The sequence below is a fragment of the uncultured Rikenella sp. genome, assembly GCF_947628055.1.
GTDB lineage: Bacteria > Bacteroidota > Bacteroidia > Bacteroidales > Rikenellaceae > Rikenella.
The window spans coordinates 20,007-36,788 of the sequence record NZ_CANQYJ010000010.1; the positions used below are offsets into that span (position 1 = coordinate 20,007).

A 16,782-nucleotide genomic window follows, 5' to 3' on the forward strand; every position below is an offset into this window, starting at 1 on the left:
ATTATGAAACGTTATCTAATTATTCTCGTAGCCCTACTTGCGTCAACAGTCGCTTTCGGTCAAAGTGAGAGCATTTGCGTAGTCATATCCGGATCTGATAACTTCGGTAAGGATAATGTCATGACTATGGAGACGGATTTTATGAATTACCTGAGAGACCAATATAGGGTCCGGATTAGCAAATCCAGCGATTTATTCAAAGCAAGGGCGGATGAACTTCGATTCCAACAGACTGGTTCCGTTGACCCTGAGCAAGTAAAGGAGTTCGGTAAGTTTATGGGAGTGGATTTGCTTTGTGTTGTATCAGCAGTAAAAAGCAGTGACAATGCAGGCAATTATTCTTTCAGATCTGTTGTGTTCACAGTTGAAAACGGAGAGTTGCGTAAGATATCAAAATATCCAGACATCTTTGAATCAGTCGATGACAAGAATGTTACAGTGATAAACGAAAGAGAACTGCAGCGAGTTGACGGAAATTTGTTACTTCGTCTTAGCGTTCTAGATATCGAAAATAGCGCAAAAGTAAGAGCCACTTTGAGGGCTCTTGATGATCAAGATCAAAATGATCAAAATAGTTTAAAAAAACAAAAAAAAACAGCTAATACAAAAGCACTGGGGCTTTCAATTATTCCTGGTGTCGGACTGATGCAGAAAGGACGTACCGGTGAAGGTGTTGCGTATCTGCTTGGAGATATAGCCCTTGTAGGCGGTGGTGTCGGTATGTTGGCATACGCTAACAAACAACAAGATATAATGAATGATAGAAACACGAACTTTGACCAATATAATACCGCAAAAAGCAATTATAACACGGCAAAAACCATTAGTTATTGTTGCTTTGGGGCTGCTGCGGCACTGTATGTAGTAAACCTTGTTCGGAGTTATGTCGCAGAACCAAAACGTATTCAATGGGCTATTGTGCCTGCAATGAATCCAACGTCTCCATACGGTCCGAATATGTCAGTTAATTTGACTTTAGCCTATAAATTTTGAATACGATGAAGAAATTATATATACTACTTTTTGTATCCGTGCTTTTAAGTGGGTGTGGCAACGGAAGTGATGATTTCGACTGCAATTTCACAATCAAAGGTTGCATTGTGACAGCACCTACAAATATGCCATTATCCGGAGTACTAGTGCGTGTTACGAATAATAGTTATACTCTTGCGTCGACAAGTTCCAATATCGATGGTTCGTTTGCTATAACTGTTAATCGGAGTGAATTAGATAACTCATATTATTTATCCATCCTTGATCCTATAACAGAAGTTTCAAAGCAAGTAGACATTACAGGTGTTGGCTTGTCGGAATATAATTTTGGGAACATTACTCTATATGATTCCCGAAACCCATATGACCTACCGACTTTCGAGTACAATGGTTATACATATGTGGTGCATCCTGTCTTGAGAGATATGTCAAAATATGAATTAGCTCAAGACGTTTGTGAAGCGTTAAATGATTTGGGTATATCATCTTGGTTTTTACCTTCAAAAGATGAATTATTGGAACTTTTCAGAACCCGTAAAATTTATGAACTTCCTCAATATCCTGATGGAAGTTATTGCATTACTGATTTAAGTATACATGTTTACAAAAATAGCGAGGGATTTGGAACTTGGGGAAATGGGGGCAATTACAAAGAAGCGTATGTATTACCGATGAGTCGGTTTAAATAAATAATGGCAATTATGTACTTATTTACACAGATGCAGTGGATAATTTAGATAGGGGTAGCGCGAACTACCCCTATCACGGGACTAACGAATAGTTTTCGTTTTTCGGATTACCAAACCACCCTTAAAGCGGATAGTTATGTGTAATCTTTTCCCGATGAGCTTGGAATGAACCCGCTTAACAATGTTTAGCTTTTTTCATAGTCAAACTATTATAGAATTTATACTTCTTAATAGACTGCATTAGGTCGTGCTTAAAACCGCTTGCGTACTATGATGCCCACACCAAACTTACACCACAAAATTAAACGGATTTTAATGTTTGAGTAAAAACTTTTCTAAAAGATTTTTTACATTTGTAGTGCATTGCCGGATAGGGAATGCGCTTTTTACATATTTAGCCTAATCGCCATCGAACTACCACACTGACAGCAAACGGGCTATCAACTCACTTAGTATAGGCTCGCATGTACTCGTCTGTATATGCGTAAGACGACCCTTATTAAGTGAGTGGGATGTGGTAGTCCCCGATGGCGTAGGCAGTAGTCTTACGCTTTTTTGTTTGTTAGGCTATTGTCGCACAATAGTGGCACTATTGCACAAAACCTAATAAACACTTAAAATGAAAAAGCTCTTATGCTTTCTGTTGCTATGCGCAACGACCGTTGTTTCTTTTACATCTTGCTCGAAAGATGATGATAAATCCACTTTAAAGGACAAGATAATCGGTACTTGGGAGGCCAAACAGGTAAAAGTTGATGGAGAATGGATAGCCATACCGTCGTATAGCCGCTACAGCATGTCGATGACATTCTATGAGGATGGACAATACTATGGTCGAAGCGACTTTTTCGGCACCGGGTATGGTATTTATAAAATCACCGGCAGCTCCATTAAGACCTATGTTGATGGTGATTATATGTACACCTATCGGATAAACAGCATTACGGATACGGCAGCAGAGGTGCAAATGCTTGACGAGGATTCAAGTAGCGGGTACTCATTGAATATACGTCTAAACAAGAAATAAGTTGGGAAGTGAAAGAGCCGTCATTTCGACGGCTCTGATTTTTTGCGAGGATTGTAAGTTAATGCCTTTTTAAGTGAACGTTCAAAAGGCGTTGTTGCTTTCTCTTCTAACATATCAGTCTCAATTGGAATACTATTATGAGTCGCTTCTACCAACCTATTAAAATCAGACTTATATTCGCGGTCCTGAATGATCCTAAACTTACTATATTCAGCTTTTGCAAATTGTTTAGCAATATCTGAACGCACTTTACCTGCGTTTGTGAGTAATGGGTATTCATTGAAGTTTAAAAATAGTTCAAGACGTTTCGCCCAGTCGTCCATTGTGTATGTACCTTTACCTTTTTCTGCAAGATGTTCCGCGTGGTCAAGGAACATATTGACAAGGCGATTTAATCCCTTAAGCTCGCTTTCCGATAAGTAGTTCTTTGCATTTGTCGTATCTGATTGATATATTTTTCCTCCTTTTTTTTGATTGCTCCAACTTGTTAATCCCATATAAGGTTTTGAAGCATCTGCACGTTCTTTTATAAGTTCTGCTGCTGTGTGTTGATGAATGGCATAATGAAACTTGTTTTGCATCTCTGCATAAAACTTTTGTGAGATCGGAGATTTGGGGTCATAATCCACACTACAATCTTTGAAAATATCCGTTATTTTCTCGTAGAACATTCGTTCCGATGCTCGAATCTCTTGTATTCGTTCAACGAGTTCTTTGAAGAAATCTCTACTAAATAACCTATTTCCCTGTTTTAATCGCTCATCATCGAGTGCGAATCCTTTAATAAGGTATTCTTTTAAGATGCGAGTTGCCCAAATACGGAACTGGGTTGCCTTATAACTATTGACACGATAGCCAACGGCAATGATCGCATCAAGCGAGTAGAAAGCTGTTTCACTCTTTTGGGTCTTTCCTTCTATGGCGCCGTGTTGGGTGGTTGTTTCCATTTTGGAAATAACCATTCGGTAGTCAAGTTCTCCTTCTTCAAAGATATTTCTAAGGTGCTTACTAATAGCTGGAATACCAACTCCAAATATTTCAGACATCCCTTTTTGTGTTGTCCATATTGTCTCTCTTTCGTTATCAACGAGGACTTGAACATTTATTCTTCCATCATCGGATGAATAGAACAGGAAATTTTGCGAATTATCCGAATAATTATCCATATATCAATTCTTTGTAAGTTAAACGATGTTCAGAATTCCGAAGCAGCAGGTTGAATCTGCCGCTCTCGGTGCATTTTCGCGTGTTGTAGCGAAACGCGAACTCATCCACATACCGTTGTAGGTGCTGTTTGGAGGTAAAGTGATAGATGCCGATGATGCCGCGTTTCAGTATAGACCCAAAGCCCTCGATGGTATTGGTATAGACATTCCCACGTACATACTCGCTCGTGCGATGATTAACATAATCGTGCTTGAACAGCTTTTTGATTGAGTTGTATCCCCACCATTCGTCGGTATAGATAAGTGCGTCTTTGACGAATTTAACAATCTGCGGAGTTAGCACCTCACAACTGGTGTTCTTTACCACCTTTGCGACAAGTTTACCTTTACGCTCTATCATACCAAGTACGGGCGTTTTATCTTTCACGCTGCGGCCTTGCAGACCGTCCACTCTTTTGCTATTGTGGCGGTTCTTACTCTTCCCACCTACATAGGTCTCGTCAATCTCGACGGTATTGTTAAGGTCGTCGTTGTTTTCTATGCCGAAACAGTTGCGAATACGCTGCAACATAAACCACGCTGTTTTCTGTGTTACATCTATATCACGGCTCAACTGCAACGACGAAATGCCTTTCTTGTGCGAGGTTACGAGCCAAATAGCCGCGAGCCACTTGCGCAGTTCGATCTTTGAACTGTCAAACAGCGTATTCGTCTTAACATTGAAGTATTTCCCAGTGTTTTTACAGCGATATTTATTATCTTTGCACTTGTAGACTTTCGATGTCGGATCGAATGGACTAACAACAAAACCGTTCCAGCGAAGTTGCTCCAAATGGTTGATGCAACTTTGCTCATCGGGGAAAGCTGTGAAGATGTCGATTAACGAATTGAAGTCTTGCATAACGTAGTTTCATCTCTTATCTCACTACAAAGATAAGTATAAAATTACATACGTACAAGTCTATTTGTGTAGATTTGCATATAATTACCTTAATTTATACTTAAAATGAACGAAGCAAGGCTGAAGATTGTTGGCAAATATCTCCATAAGGGATGGTGCTCGTATTTGGATATAGCCTTGGCTATAAACGATGCCATTGTCTCTTGTGAAGGAGACTCGTTAGAACAATATGGTATAGTAAAATTCGAGCCTGGCAAAAGGTCATATAATGCTTCTTTCTCATTCAACAAACAGTTAGTGGACGAACTTCGCTCGTCGATAGGACAGGGTTTTATGGATATTCCGGAAATCTGGGCTTTGGCAAACGAAGGGCGAATCTTATTGCGTGATGGGAAGAAAAGCTCTCAAGATGACCAGGAATATCGTAGCAATATTCGAAATAGTCTTATCGAAGAGAATATTTGCCCGCAATACACTACTGGTTCTAAAAGGTCTCAGGTAGATAAGGATACTGCATCGAAAGACCCCCGGAAGAATAGCGACGGTGAAATAGACATCAAAAAAGTCAAGTTTTATCGCTACAGAGACCGTAATTATTCTCTTTTTGCGTCCGGAGATTACAAGAAGTATCAAAACATCAAAACGAAGCTAAAGGTCAAAAGCAAACTGGCAAGTGCGACTGAAACAGCTGTATCAGAAGTTGATGTGAAGAATGTTCTATACGAGTCGGATGCTATTCTGGAGCCTGCTGTATCAGAAAAGATAAAACAGAGGATTCGTCTTCAGAATGAGTTGAAGGAGTATGAAGACGAGGTAAAGGCAATTATTGAGAACCTACAGTCTTCTATCACAACTATTGGAGAGGATAAGCGTCGAGGATGGATAAAAAAATAAATTTCTACAAGAACATTCTTGAACTGGCTAAAAGCCCGCTATCGAATATTGATAAACAGCAGGTGACTAATCATATACATGATTTTGTCCTATTTCTGGCATCAGAAAACCAATATCAAATGCTTGGTGACAGATTCGAGGAGACAATTGTTGCTTCAATAGAGTAAATCATATAGGAAAGGGTTAAGAGCAAATTGAAAATACCAAAAAAGAATTATGAAAACAAGTAATTGTGTCGGATATAATCAGATAACACCCATTATCAAAGTTGTGGATTATTGTAATTTTCATTGCAATTTCTGCCGCTATTCTAATAATCCCCATAAGTCTTCAATGACATTTCAGACTTTCAAAACAATTGTTGAGAAAGCATGTGATTATAATATTTCCAATGGTTGCTATCAATTAAGTATTACATTTCATGGTGGAGAACCTTTATTGTGGGGATATGATAATTTTGTCAATGCTATTGTGTTGGAGAAAGAATTGAAAATAAAATATCCACAACTTGATATTAGAAATAGTATACAAACCAATGGTTCTTTATTGAATGACCGGTGGATTGATTTTTTTTCGGAGAATAACTTTGATATTGGAATTTCGATTGATGGGCCAGAGGAAATCAATTTTCATAAGGGCGATACAGGCAACAAAACAGTAATAGAGAATATTCATAAGCTATCACAGAAGAAATGCAAATTTGGTATTCTATCTGTTATTACAAACGATCACGCAGGATGGGCAGACAAATATTATGAGTTCTTAGTTGAGCATGATATTCATTCTGTCGGTTTTTGTTATTGTATGTACGATGAAGATCGGCAAATTACAGTAAGCAATAATATTCTTACTGACTTCTTAAAACAGTTCTTCATTCGATTCTACGAGGGTGAATATCAGTTAAATGTAAGGGAGTTTAATAATGTATTTAAACTATGTCTTGGACTCCGAACAGGTTCATGTTCATTTTCTAAAAGACAAAGGTGTGGAAATTTTTTCTCAATCAGACCTAATGGAGATATGTATTTTTGTGATCCGTATTCATTAGAAACACCACCACTTGGTAACATTTTAACAGAAACATTCGCGAGTATAAAGGCAAAGCCTGAACTATTGAAAATAATAGCCGCAGCAAAAGAGGGTGCATTAAAAGAATGTGGCAATTGTGAAATAAAGAATATCTGTGGCGGAGGCTGTTATAGGTCATCTTCTTTAGATGGGAAAAATGCATTTTGTGAGACATTTAAGAGTTTGTATCCTTATATAGAAAAGGTTGTTCGTTCCTTTTCAAAAAAATGTAGGGGCGTCATCGAATTACATTTAATATACTTAGAACCGATGAGCTCAATGGGATATAACAGAGCAAAAACTATTATGAGTAATGGAGAAAGAATTTTAGTCAGCATGAATGGTCTTTATGATTCAAAAAAAATTGAATGTAAAGATTATCCCGTATGGGATGGGGACCGTTACGATGAGAGTTGGTCCAGCGATAGTTGGCAGGATTCACATCGCAACCAAATAGTAAACTTCAAGTGTTTGCACGATATTTACAATACACAAAGTCAAAATTGATATCGCGCAAGAAATAGAAGGTGAAAAAATGTTGTTTATACAAAAGGAATCCTCCTGTAATGCAAGTTCCTGTTAGATAATTCTAACAGGAACTTGCATTAAGAACAAGAGCCTTGCATCAATTCTTTGAGTTGATGTTCGTAGAAACGGTTATACTCTTCCCCATCCGTTCCTCTCTTGATGTGTTCGTCGATAACATCACCCAATTCGTCGAAACACACCTCGCCATTGATTAGGGTATAATCGGCCATTCGAAAAGTACAACGATTTTCACGAAGATTTCAAGGTGAAATCTTGAAATCTCGACAAAAATAGGCGAACTGAAAAAGGCTGCAAACTGGAATTTGCAGCCTTTATTTTTTGGAAAGCTGAGAACCCCAATTTATATTCGTGCTAAATTAGGGTGTTTTTGCCTACAAAATCACTATTCCCCGGCAAAGGCTGCATCGCAGCGACCATATAGTTCGTTCACATAAGAGTAGCCTTGTGGTTTGCGTGGGAACAAAAAACGACGATAAAAGGGTGTTTTATCGCCGTTGTGACAAGTTTTTGAAGGGTGCGTTATTCGATACCGGCAGCTTTGAGAGCCCGCCACTTCGGCCCCGTGGTAGGCAAAAAAACGTAAGCGTCATCGAATAGATGGTAACAGGTCTCGTAATCCCCTGCATCGAAAGCCGTCGTGATCTTGGCTCGGGCATCCAGAACCACCGAGTTCGGAATGTACGCCACTGTGTCAAATATCGCATCGTTGTACCGCATCATATCGAAACCCAGCGGCATTGCCGCCGTACCATCCTCCCACTTTGCAACTACTACGACCATATCTGTATAGGAAGTAATGAAGTTTCCCAAACTTCCAGCCGAAGAGATCGCATCAGTTCCCCAGAATTTCAGTTTATTTTCGTTCAAGTCTCGCAGTATGTAATAATCGTCATCTATGAACCCAAATGCTCTACTACATGGTGAACCTCCCTGAAATCTCATCTGGCATTCCCATGCGTATTTGGTAATAAACTCGAGACTGTCGGTAATTCCGGTATGAGCGATGCCATCAGTCGGAATATCAGCCCCGTCGGAGGCTCCTTTTGTCAAGGATCGAACGCCGGTAACACTAATTTTTGCGTCGGGATCCAATTGTCCGCTCTCTTTCTTACAGCCAATCAACAACAGACAGCCCAACAGACTGTATAAAATTACTTTCATAGCACTTGATTTTACTTCAAATATACTTAAAATTCAAAAACCTGGAAAAAGAATCCGGCGTCATTGTCGGATGAGTCGTCGGCTGTTCGGATATCGAAATAGCCGGAGGTCTTTGCTGCCAAAACCGGATATCCTCTGTTGTTATTACTTACGATCCCAGTAGCCATTACCTCATAGTTGGTATTACCGATCCCGTGGTAGATTCTATAAAGTCCTGTGCCTGATTTTACTATGGATGCAATTAATCCAGTCTTGTTTTTCACCCCCCCGTCAGCCTCCACTACTCCAGCACCGAGAAGTTTCATACCGCCGGTGGGGATGTTGTCGAGTTTCTGTTTGTCGGCGGCGGACATCAGCCCGGCGACGGAGGCGGTGGCGGGGCCGAGATCACCCTCCAGGTATATACGTTTCCATTCGGTCCAGGGACGGCTGTCGCTCTTACTCCGGTAATACATGCCTCTTCCCTCCGTGCAGCATCCCAACTGCGTAATCCATGTTGCACCGCCGTCCCGAATCGTCATGACGGTACCGTATGTGTGTGGTGGTCTATTCGAGGTCGTTGGATAAAACTTGCATACACCGGTAGTCATTACATCATTCAAATCGGTCGCTGTCGAGTTGGTCTCGCACATCATCTTGGCCGGATCTAAGTTTCCCGAATGGTAGAATGTCAGCCAGTCGCTCCAAGTACCTGTATCCCCATTTCTGACGCGGTATTTAATATTGAAATGGCCATTCTGCCACGTGGATGTATTGGTTGTTATCTGCACCAAGTAACCCGAGTGACCAAAAGTGATAAAAGGGCCGATAACTCCTGACCCTGCTTTACCATATTGAAAACCTGTGCCTACTTCAGTCACATCAAGTTGAACATCTTGACCGATTCCTTTCCCAAGGATTGCGCCAGCAAGTTTGTTTACATCGGCCTTTGAAGTCGGGTCGAAGTTACCCTCGTGCCACAATCGCTTCCCGTTTGTGGTCAATTTATCGTTTGCGCAGTCAATATCTAATGAATCCAGAGAGACATTGAACGGCCCTGTGATTTTGCCTTTGTTGCCAGACCCTCCTGACATGTTTCCAAGGCGTAAAAAGCCAAACCCGTCTGCCCCTTCTATGGCTGCGCCTACATATCCATTGTTGTCATTTCTTACAATAAGACGACCTGTCATTACATCGCCTGCTTTGTTTACCTTCCCCGCCAGCGCTGTATTCAGAGCCTCGGTCGTCACCCGTTCGCCGATCATCTGCATCACCGTGGCCGAGAAATTCGGATCATCGCCCAGCGCTGTCGCCAGTTCCTGAAGCGTGTCGAGAGTTTCGGGCGCACTGCCGGCCAGCGCCGCCACGATCTTGTCCGCATAGGCTTTCGCCGTTTTTAACGTGTCTGCATCTTTCGCGTCGGCCGACGCAAGGATCGCCACCTCGCGGGCATCGGTGTACTCCTTCGCACTGCGCAGGGCTGCCGCCGACCCTGTCGCCGAAACAGTGTCTGCATAGGCCTTCGCCTGCGCTAAAATACCGTTCCACCGGGTACGTTCGGTGTCCGAGATAAAGCGGTGCGCCGGGTCTTGCACGGCATCGACAAAACGATTCCCGCCGTCGGCAGTCAGGGTCAGATGCGGCACCTCCGCCCCGGGGTCTGCCCCGACGGCCGCGGCCGTATAGGCGTAGGCTACCGGCTTCACCTTTCCGTCGCCGTAAGGTTCCGAGACGGTCTCCACGGATGCGGTCAGGTAGAGCGGCAGGGCGACACCCGTCGCCCCGGCAAACGGCATCACCATCACCCGCTGCCCGCCCTGCTGGTCGTCGGCTTCGAGAGCCACGAGGCCGGGAGCGACGTCGAACGTACCGCTGTCGTCCGCTGAGATTGTGATTTCGCAACCCTGTATAACGCACGGGCCATACTCGGCGAAAAAGGCATCCAGCGCTTTGAGAGGTTCGCTTTGGAGTTCCACCAGGTCATCACCCGCCCACTTGCGGACGCCCACCGTTTGTGTCTGTCGTTTCATAATCATATACTTTTAATTTGCAAACCGTGTTTGGTTGCTGGAGGGAACTGTTCTTTTTGTGAACAAAAAGAACCAAAAAAACTTTAAGCGATGCTTGCGCATCGCATGGGCTGCCGTAGTCAAGAGCGCTTCGCCTTATTTGGGTCGGGAGCAATGGCGGGCTTTCTCAATACAAAACCTTATGCCCGCCATTGCCCCGACCCAACCGGAAACCGTCAGACACTGTACAAAACGTGAGTTAAAGTGCGCCAGCACTTTCGGAAGTCTTTTGGGTCCCTTTTCTTCAGAAAAGGGACAGTACCCGCAAACCAGCCAAAGAACGTTTATAAATAATAGTAGGTTATTGTTGAATGATTTTGTATCGGACCAGTGCTTGCTTGAACCGCTCGATCTCCGCCCGAATCATATCCGCATCGACCGTCGTCGGTATGTAGACAATGAAGTCCGCATCGCCGAATTGTGCGCGAATTTCTCCGCGCAGCGGGACAGCCTCGCGTGTGGTTTCCTCGCGCAGGCCGGTGCGCAGGCGCAGGGTATCGCCCTCCGCCCGGAGGCTGACGCGCAGCATCCCGTCGTCGTAGGTAACCACCTTGATCGCGATCGGCTCGCCGTATTTCTTACGCAAATAGCCCTCGAAGACGGCGACCTGGCTGTTCACGTTAATCATCATGCGAGTGTCGCTGCGCCACTTGTCGAAAGAGGCGAAGAGCGTCTCTAACGGTGACAGCAGTCCCCGCAGCCACCACAGCCGCACCGGCTGCCTCTTGTGGGCCGGGAGCAGCTGGCGGACGAGATTCCGGTAGTGTATTCGCGTCGTCTGCATGGTTTTACGAGGCATTTATGGAAGTCAGTGTCAGCGTGCAGTCGTCGGTGTAGTCGAAGTACCCGGCCTCCAGCTCGTCGACCACGCCGACCGGCAGGAATCCCGACATACTGGTTCCCTTTCGCTCCATGCCTTTCAGGTCGGCCGTCACAACGCCCGCCACGGCCAGGATCGCCGCGACGAATTTCTGACGGTAGAGCATGGCGTTGAAGTCCTGTTCGTTCCGGAACGCATCGAGGGCCTCCGTCACCCGCTCGCGCACCGTCGTGACCGGAACCGCGGGGTCGTAATAGACCTCCACGTTGTATCGCACCTGGTCGGCGTTGGTCGAGACGGTGACTGTCTCGATCCCCGCGAACTTGATACTATCGACGTAGCCGGTAAAGTTGTGCAGCTCGTCGGCCGTCAGCGCTGACGAGAATTGCATAGAGGTTCATTACACGCAGTTCGGAGAACGGGCGACCGTTGTTCTTTCGTCCGCGTATCGTGTAGCGATAGCCAAACAGCCCCGAGCCGTCACCGCAGAAAAGCGAGTGCGCGTAAGCCAGTTTCTCCGACGGCGTGTAGGTCAGGTAGTGTTTCCTGTAATACTCCCACCCGTGGCGCTCTGCATCCAGCAGCAGCCGCGTAGAGAGACGGCCCAGATGATTGCAGAATGTACGGTAGGCAGCCGGGATCAGGTTAAATTCATTCATGGCCGGCACGTATGTCTCATTGTAGAGTGCCTGCAAATGTTCCTTTTGCGGCCCGTCGATATTCATATAGGCGGCGAACATCACCGCCTGATGGATGTCGAACTTGTAAATCTCGCCCGTATCCGTATCCACAAGGGGGTGTTTGCCGACGATCTGCCGGTTGTTGTTGCCGAGCTTGCCGGAGATGATCCACCGCCGCTGCTCTTCGACCTCGGCCGGGAATCCCGTCAGTTTTTTACGGAGGCTGGCTCCGGTCGAGACCCGGAGGTTCGACAGCCGCAGCTCCGAGAGGATCGCGGCGCAGGCGTCGTAGAAGTCGCCGATGGTCGTCACCCCGAAGTCTGCCGTTCTTCCGCCCTGGACTGTGCGAGTAATCAGCCGGCACCAGGCCAGCGCGCGGGCATAATCCCGGCACATGGCCAATTCAATCTGAAAGCCGCTCTGCGTCTGAATCCACCGCGTGTCGGCGTTGTCCTCCAACTCGGCCGTAGCCGCTGTCAGCGCACTCCGCAATGCCGTGCGCCGCTCCCGACTGGCGGCAAGGTTCCGATCTTCGACGAACGCCTCCAGCTCTTCTCGGGTCGGCAGCAGCGACCGATACCGGGCCGGTGCCCGGTCGGGAATCCGGTCGTAATCGTAATAGTACTGACCGCCCTTGCGTCCCCACCGCCACGACTTGCCGGTATCGCCGAGCAGAAAATCCCCGCCTTCGGCCACTTTCCGCCACGACGCAGGCAAAGATTGCTTGTAGGCATAGCGGCATTTTTGCGCCAAATAACTTTCCGCCACCCCGCAACATTCCACGACAAGGCGCTGTGACACCCAAAGGGTCGCCCCCTCGGAGGTCGCACGGATCAGTATGTCGTTTGGCAGTATCATGGCGTTTGTATCGTTGTTCCCGCCCCGGTCGCGATCCGGGATGCCAGCCGTCAGCTGTCCGCGGGATTTCGCTAACTTTGTCGTGTTAAACCTTTAAAAATTAGCGCTATGAAAATGGTAACCAATCATTTCACCAATGTTATCCGGAAGAGTTTCGTTTCGGACTACATTGATATTTTGAATTCTTTCCGCAAGTGTTTTCCTGCGTTTTCCTATGAAATAACCGACAATATGCCTGTTTCAGACAAAGAACTACCCGCCGGAATGTTTAAAGAAGAGGAATATCGACGGTTATACGTATCTGCGTCGATTTGCGATCCTGCTCCGTTCGTTGTTTGCGAAACTGAGCGGGCCTATCATACAATGTGTCTTTCAAATCCTCTTTCTCCTGTTCTAAAAGGAGGGTTTTTCCAAGAATTGGAAGACACCCGAGAGAAATAAGTTCGTCTATAATTTTTTCAACAGGCCTCGGTTCTTTTCGAGCTTTAATCGCACGAATCACATTCTCAATCCTTGCAAGAATTGCATATTGAGTTTTTGTATTCATAGTCTGACGTTTTTAGTGTTGTTCTCGTTCCGGAATGCCAGCCGTCGGCTGTCCGCGGGATTTTGGTTAATTGGGGGAGGGGCAAATCCGCTTAATCGCGCATATTTTTTGATTCTCCGAGGACTTCTTCCAGCACCTGATGTATCTGTACTTTAACCGCTTCGATGTTCTTTTTTTGCTCTTCTTCAAGAACTTCTCGCACAATCGGGGCAAGAAGTTTTTTTATCCACAAGCGAATCATAGACGTAAGCATTCGTTTTTTGTTTGTTGTTCCCGTGCCGGTATCGCTCCGGATAACGCCTGCGCGTTCACGGGATTTCGCTAACTTTGTGTTTCAATCAAAATCGTTAGCGTTATGGACTCTAAATACCTCCCGATCTTTCGTAAATTGCAGGAACTGACGCGGGATTCATACGACAAACAACTCTCCTTTCTCCAGCACACTCTTCTTGTATCGTCAAGCGTTCTATCCATTGTAATCTCCCTGCATACCTACCATGAAGCTCCGCTATACATCCGGGCGGTGTTTGCCACGTCAGTGATTCTATTGACACTGGGAGTCCTGTCAGGGTTAGCCGCTCTATATATGCACACAAGGATTCCAGAACGAGGGCGTCAGTTATATATGTCGGAACATATAAGGTCAATGCGAGAAGGGACACCTCCGGCTCCGGCCGCCATCCGGAAAACAGGCTTACACAAAATCTGCGAAGTGTCGCTATATATCTCTTTACCATTGTCTGTGGTTCTGCTTGCTGTTTACACCGTCCTATCGGCTTTTGTCGGGTAAATTTCTGTCGTTGTTCCCGCCCCGGTCGTGATCCGGGTGGCGGTCTTTCGCCGCTGCGGGATTTTGGTTAATTTTGGGTGCCAAATCCTTTTATTAACCTAAATACTATCATTATGGATGAGCTCGATGTAGAAGACTTCCGTGTGTTGCTTCAGGAAATCAAAGACAATGGCGAGCGGACAAATTATTTGCTCGAACATATCTTGAATGCGTTGCAACAGAAACGTTAGAACGGGATATACTCCCCGATGACGTGACTGAATTTAGGACTTCCTTTCTTTCCGTACGTGGGTCTGACTTCAACCGTCAGGCCCATATTTTCAGCCTCAAAAATGGCCTCGTGCAATTCTTTAGCAAGCCGATGAACAACCTTCGCCTGTTCCTTTTTGTCGAGCCTTATTTTGGGTCTTTTTTCTACCTCACCTGTGCACTCATTGCATACGCATACATCAGGATAGTTGCCCTCTCCGTATTCGACATGATTCAGTCTCCCATTTCGCAAGGCGACCACCGTGTCGCCCACTACAATTCGTTGAATGTTCTTTTCCATATCGTTTGTTTAGAATTAGAAAATCGTGTTCCCGCCCCGGTCGCGATCCGGGCGGCGGCCTTTCGCCGCTACGGGATGATGCCGGTCTTTGCTGACTGTCAGTCTTTTGCCGGAATGCCCCTTAACTCTTTCAGTGCAGCAGGGTTTAGCCACCCGCAGAGCGTAAACCATCGGGGCACTCTGCGTTAGGATTCCGGCACCCACCCTTAGCCCGACAAGGCCAACGAATCACCGCCGCACCCCCTTACATCTATTCTTCCCACTCTACCGGAACGGTGGCGACATAGTCATCATAAGTTATCCCCGATGACTTCGCCGCATCTTTTGTCCTATATACTTTGTATTCAGCACATATTTTATCGTCAATAAATCGAAGATTCACCCACCCTTGCCGCTTCACAGGGGCCATGAACAGATCGTCGTCCGAAACTTCCGTGTAAGAGACATTGCCTGTCAGCGTACAAGTCTGCGGCACTTCTTCATCCGTACCGTACCTTATTAAAGCGATGACCGGATAATCCCCGGCTGCATCGAAACAGACAATTCGCGCAGGTCTGCCGTCCCGTGTTACCACCGCCGCCCCGGCTTTGGCAACTTCCAGATCGAAAGGTTTCAATTTCTTGGTTTCCATGGTCTATTGGTTTTAGTTGATTGATTTCGTTTGTTTGCGTTCCGCAATCAGTTCCTCAGCGGCACGTAGAACGCGTTCACTGACATCCTTTCCATTCAGAACCCGTGACACCCATACGCGAGAAACATCAGCCCGCATAGCGACCGTATTTATATCTCCCCGAAGCAGGTTTGTTCGGATATTGCGAACCCGTTTTATACGCCTCTTGTCTCTGATTGTTTTTTCCATACCTTTGTATAGGTTTACAAAGGCAAAGATAATACGTGTTTTGCGTAATGCAAAATAAAAGTACGTTTTTTACGAATTTATTCTATTGTGAAGACAGAAACCGACAAAAGATTTATAGACTTTTCTGAAGACCTTAAAAAAGAGGGAATCATCTCTACCTATAAGGCCTTTTGCGAAAGCGTGTCTATATCACAGCAGGTCTACAATGACATAAAGGCTGGGCGCAGAAGCGTTACAATAGACATTGTTATAAATACGTGTAATACGTACAATGTAAGCGCGGACTACTTCCTTCTAAATCGAAATTTCTCAGATTCTAAAACTCCAAAATTCGTTAGGGTTTCAAACCCTAACGAAAACACTAACAAAAACCCTAACAAACCAAAACTCCAAAATTCGTTAGGGTTTGTCGAGGGAGAGATTTTTAAAACGAAAACTCCAAAAAACGTTATCAATGAAAATGATAACAAACTTGATAACATTTTTGATAACAAACGAAAACTCCAAAAAACGTTATCAATCACTCCCGCCACATACGACCTGCCGAAGCGGTCATTTGTCGAGGTGCCTGTAGTGGACATCGACGCGGCAGCGGGCGGCGGAGCCATCAACAGCGACTATACAGACGAAACCGACCAGCTCCGACTGCCTACATCCATCCTCCCCGATACCTCCTCCACACGTCGCTGTATCAACGTAGCGGGCGAATCGATGGAGCCGACGCTGTTCGATGGCACGCACATCGTCATCCGTCTGCTGAATCGTGCAGAGTGGGCGCAGATACGCAGCGGGAGCGTGTACGTCGTAACCAATCGAGAAGGAGAGACCTTTATCAAGCGTGTGCGTAACAAGCTGCGTTTGCAGGGTGTCCTGGTACTGATCAGCGACAATCCGGATCAGCGCAGATACAAGCCTTTTGAAATGACTGAAGAAGAAATTTTCAACGTCTGGGCAGTGGAGTTAATGATCTCAGACAATATCCCGCCGTCGGATCGGGAAATAGACGATTTACGCGACCAGATCAGCGACTTGCGTATGTTGGTCGAGCGCCTTGTCGTGCGCGAAGACTGAGGCGCCGGCGCTCGGAAAGGTGAGACCGGACACGGAGATGTCGTGCGGACGATAGAAGGTCGTATATTTGTGATGCAAGGACGCGCGGCGCGCGTTTTTTTTGGGGGGGGG

Annotated in this window: 17 protein-coding genes; 6 read left to right on the forward strand and 11 right to left on the reverse strand. The window is 45.5% G+C overall.

Features of this window, described 5'->3' with window-relative positions:
* The first annotated feature begins 3 nt into the window (after nt 1–3).
* The 3 genes from Q0Z93_RS01885 to Q0Z93_RS01895 all read left to right on the forward strand — a co-directional run bounded on the left by Q0Z93_RS01885 (nt 4) and on the right by Q0Z93_RS01895 (nt 2,709).
* Complete coding sequence (locus Q0Z93_RS01885) at nt 4–993, forward strand: hypothetical protein (protein ID WP_298062022.1); 990 nt, start codon at nt 4–6, stop codon at nt 991–993.
* A gap of 5 nt (nt 994–998) precedes the next feature.
* A complete protein-coding gene (locus tag Q0Z93_RS01890) occupies nt 999–1,682 on the forward strand; it encodes a hypothetical protein (protein WP_298062024.1) in 684 nt (227 codons plus the stop codon).
* A gap of 619 nt (nt 1,683–2,301) precedes the next feature.
* Complete coding sequence (locus Q0Z93_RS01895; protein WP_298062026.1) at nt 2,302–2,709, forward strand: hypothetical protein; 408 nt, start codon at nt 2,302–2,304, stop codon at nt 2,707–2,709.
* Between the two features lie 20 nt (nt 2,710–2,729).
* Here the strand turns inward: Q0Z93_RS01895 and Q0Z93_RS01900 are convergent, their stop codons facing one another.
* Nucleotides 2,730–3,875: a virulence RhuM family protein gene (locus Q0Z93_RS01900; RefSeq protein WP_298062028.1), complete on the reverse strand. Its 1,146-nt coding sequence runs from the start codon at nt 3,873–3,875 to the stop codon at nt 2,730–2,732.
* On the reverse strand, nt 3,868–4,776 hold the full coding sequence (locus Q0Z93_RS01905) for an IS1595 family transposase (RefSeq protein WP_298062030.1): 909 nt from the start codon (nt 4,774–4,776) through the stop codon (nt 3,868–3,870). The genes Q0Z93_RS01900 and Q0Z93_RS01905 overlap by 8 nt, the downstream gene beginning before the upstream one ends.
* A 105-nt stretch (nt 4,777–4,881) precedes the next feature.
* Here Q0Z93_RS01905 and Q0Z93_RS01910 point away from each other — a divergent pair, with 105 nt between their 5' ends.
* On the forward strand, nt 4,882–5,670 hold the full coding sequence (locus Q0Z93_RS01910; protein WP_298062032.1) for a hypothetical protein: 789 nt from the start codon (nt 4,882–4,884) through the stop codon (nt 5,668–5,670).
* Between the two features lie 216 nt (nt 5,671–5,886).
* Nucleotides 5,887–7,245, forward strand: a complete 1,359-nt coding sequence (locus tag Q0Z93_RS01915; protein ID WP_298062034.1) for a radical SAM protein — start codon at nt 5,887–5,889, stop codon at nt 7,243–7,245.
* 561 nt (nt 7,246–7,806) lie between these two features.
* On the opposite strand, the gene Q0Z93_RS01920 is transcribed toward Q0Z93_RS01915, so the two are convergent.
* From Q0Z93_RS01920 to Q0Z93_RS01960, 9 genes are all read right to left on the reverse strand, one after another.
* Nucleotides 7,807–8,067 (reverse strand): hypothetical protein, encoded by a 261-nt coding sequence (locus Q0Z93_RS01920; RefSeq protein ID WP_298062037.1) that lies wholly within the window; start codon nt 8,065–8,067, stop codon nt 7,807–7,809.
* Nucleotides 8,068–8,474: 407 nt separating this feature from the next.
* Nucleotides 8,475–10,457, reverse strand: coding sequence for a pyocin knob domain-containing protein (locus Q0Z93_RS01925; RefSeq protein ID WP_298062039.1), 1,983 nt, complete (start codon nt 10,455–10,457; stop codon nt 8,475–8,477).
* A gap of 340 nt (nt 10,458–10,797) precedes the next feature.
* Nucleotides 10,798–11,280, reverse strand: coding sequence for a hypothetical protein (locus Q0Z93_RS01930; RefSeq protein ID WP_298062040.1), 483 nt, complete (start codon nt 11,278–11,280; stop codon nt 10,798–10,800).
* 4 nt (nt 11,281–11,284) lie between these two features.
* The gene (locus tag Q0Z93_RS01935; RefSeq protein ID WP_298062042.1) at nt 11,285–11,707 is read right to left on the reverse strand and encodes a hypothetical protein; all 423 of its coding nucleotides are present in this window, start codon (nt 11,705–11,707) and stop codon (nt 11,285–11,287) included.
* The gene (locus Q0Z93_RS01940; RefSeq protein WP_298062044.1) at nt 11,646–12,854 is read right to left on the reverse strand and encodes a hypothetical protein; all 1,209 of its coding nucleotides are present in this window, start codon (nt 12,852–12,854) and stop codon (nt 11,646–11,648) included. Before Q0Z93_RS01940 ends, Q0Z93_RS01935 begins: the two co-directional genes overlap by 62 nt.
* A 268-nt stretch (nt 12,855–13,122) precedes the next feature.
* The gene (locus tag Q0Z93_RS01945; protein ID WP_298062046.1) at nt 13,123–13,401 is read right to left on the reverse strand and encodes a hypothetical protein; all 279 of its coding nucleotides are present in this window, start codon (nt 13,399–13,401) and stop codon (nt 13,123–13,125) included.
* Between the two features lie 91 nt (nt 13,402–13,492).
* On the reverse strand, nt 13,493–13,654 hold the full coding sequence (locus tag Q0Z93_RS01950) for a hypothetical protein (protein WP_298062048.1): 162 nt from the start codon (nt 13,652–13,654) through the stop codon (nt 13,493–13,495).
* Nucleotides 13,655–14,417: 763 nt separating this feature from the next.
* Complete coding sequence (locus tag Q0Z93_RS01955; RefSeq protein WP_298062050.1) at nt 14,418–14,741, reverse strand: hypothetical protein; 324 nt, start codon at nt 14,739–14,741, stop codon at nt 14,418–14,420.
* A gap of 250 nt (nt 14,742–14,991) precedes the next feature.
* Nucleotides 14,992–15,372 (reverse strand): hypothetical protein, encoded by a 381-nt coding sequence (locus Q0Z93_RS01960; protein ID WP_298062052.1) that lies wholly within the window; start codon nt 15,370–15,372, stop codon nt 14,992–14,994.
* Nucleotides 15,373–15,687: 315 nt separating this feature from the next.
* Here Q0Z93_RS01960 and Q0Z93_RS01965 point away from each other — a divergent pair, with 315 nt between their 5' ends.
* Nucleotides 15,688–16,671: a LexA family transcriptional regulator gene (locus Q0Z93_RS01965; protein ID WP_298062053.1), complete on the forward strand. Its 984-nt coding sequence runs from the start codon at nt 15,688–15,690 to the stop codon at nt 16,669–16,671.
* The last annotated feature ends 111 nt before the right edge of the window (nt 16,672–16,782 follow it).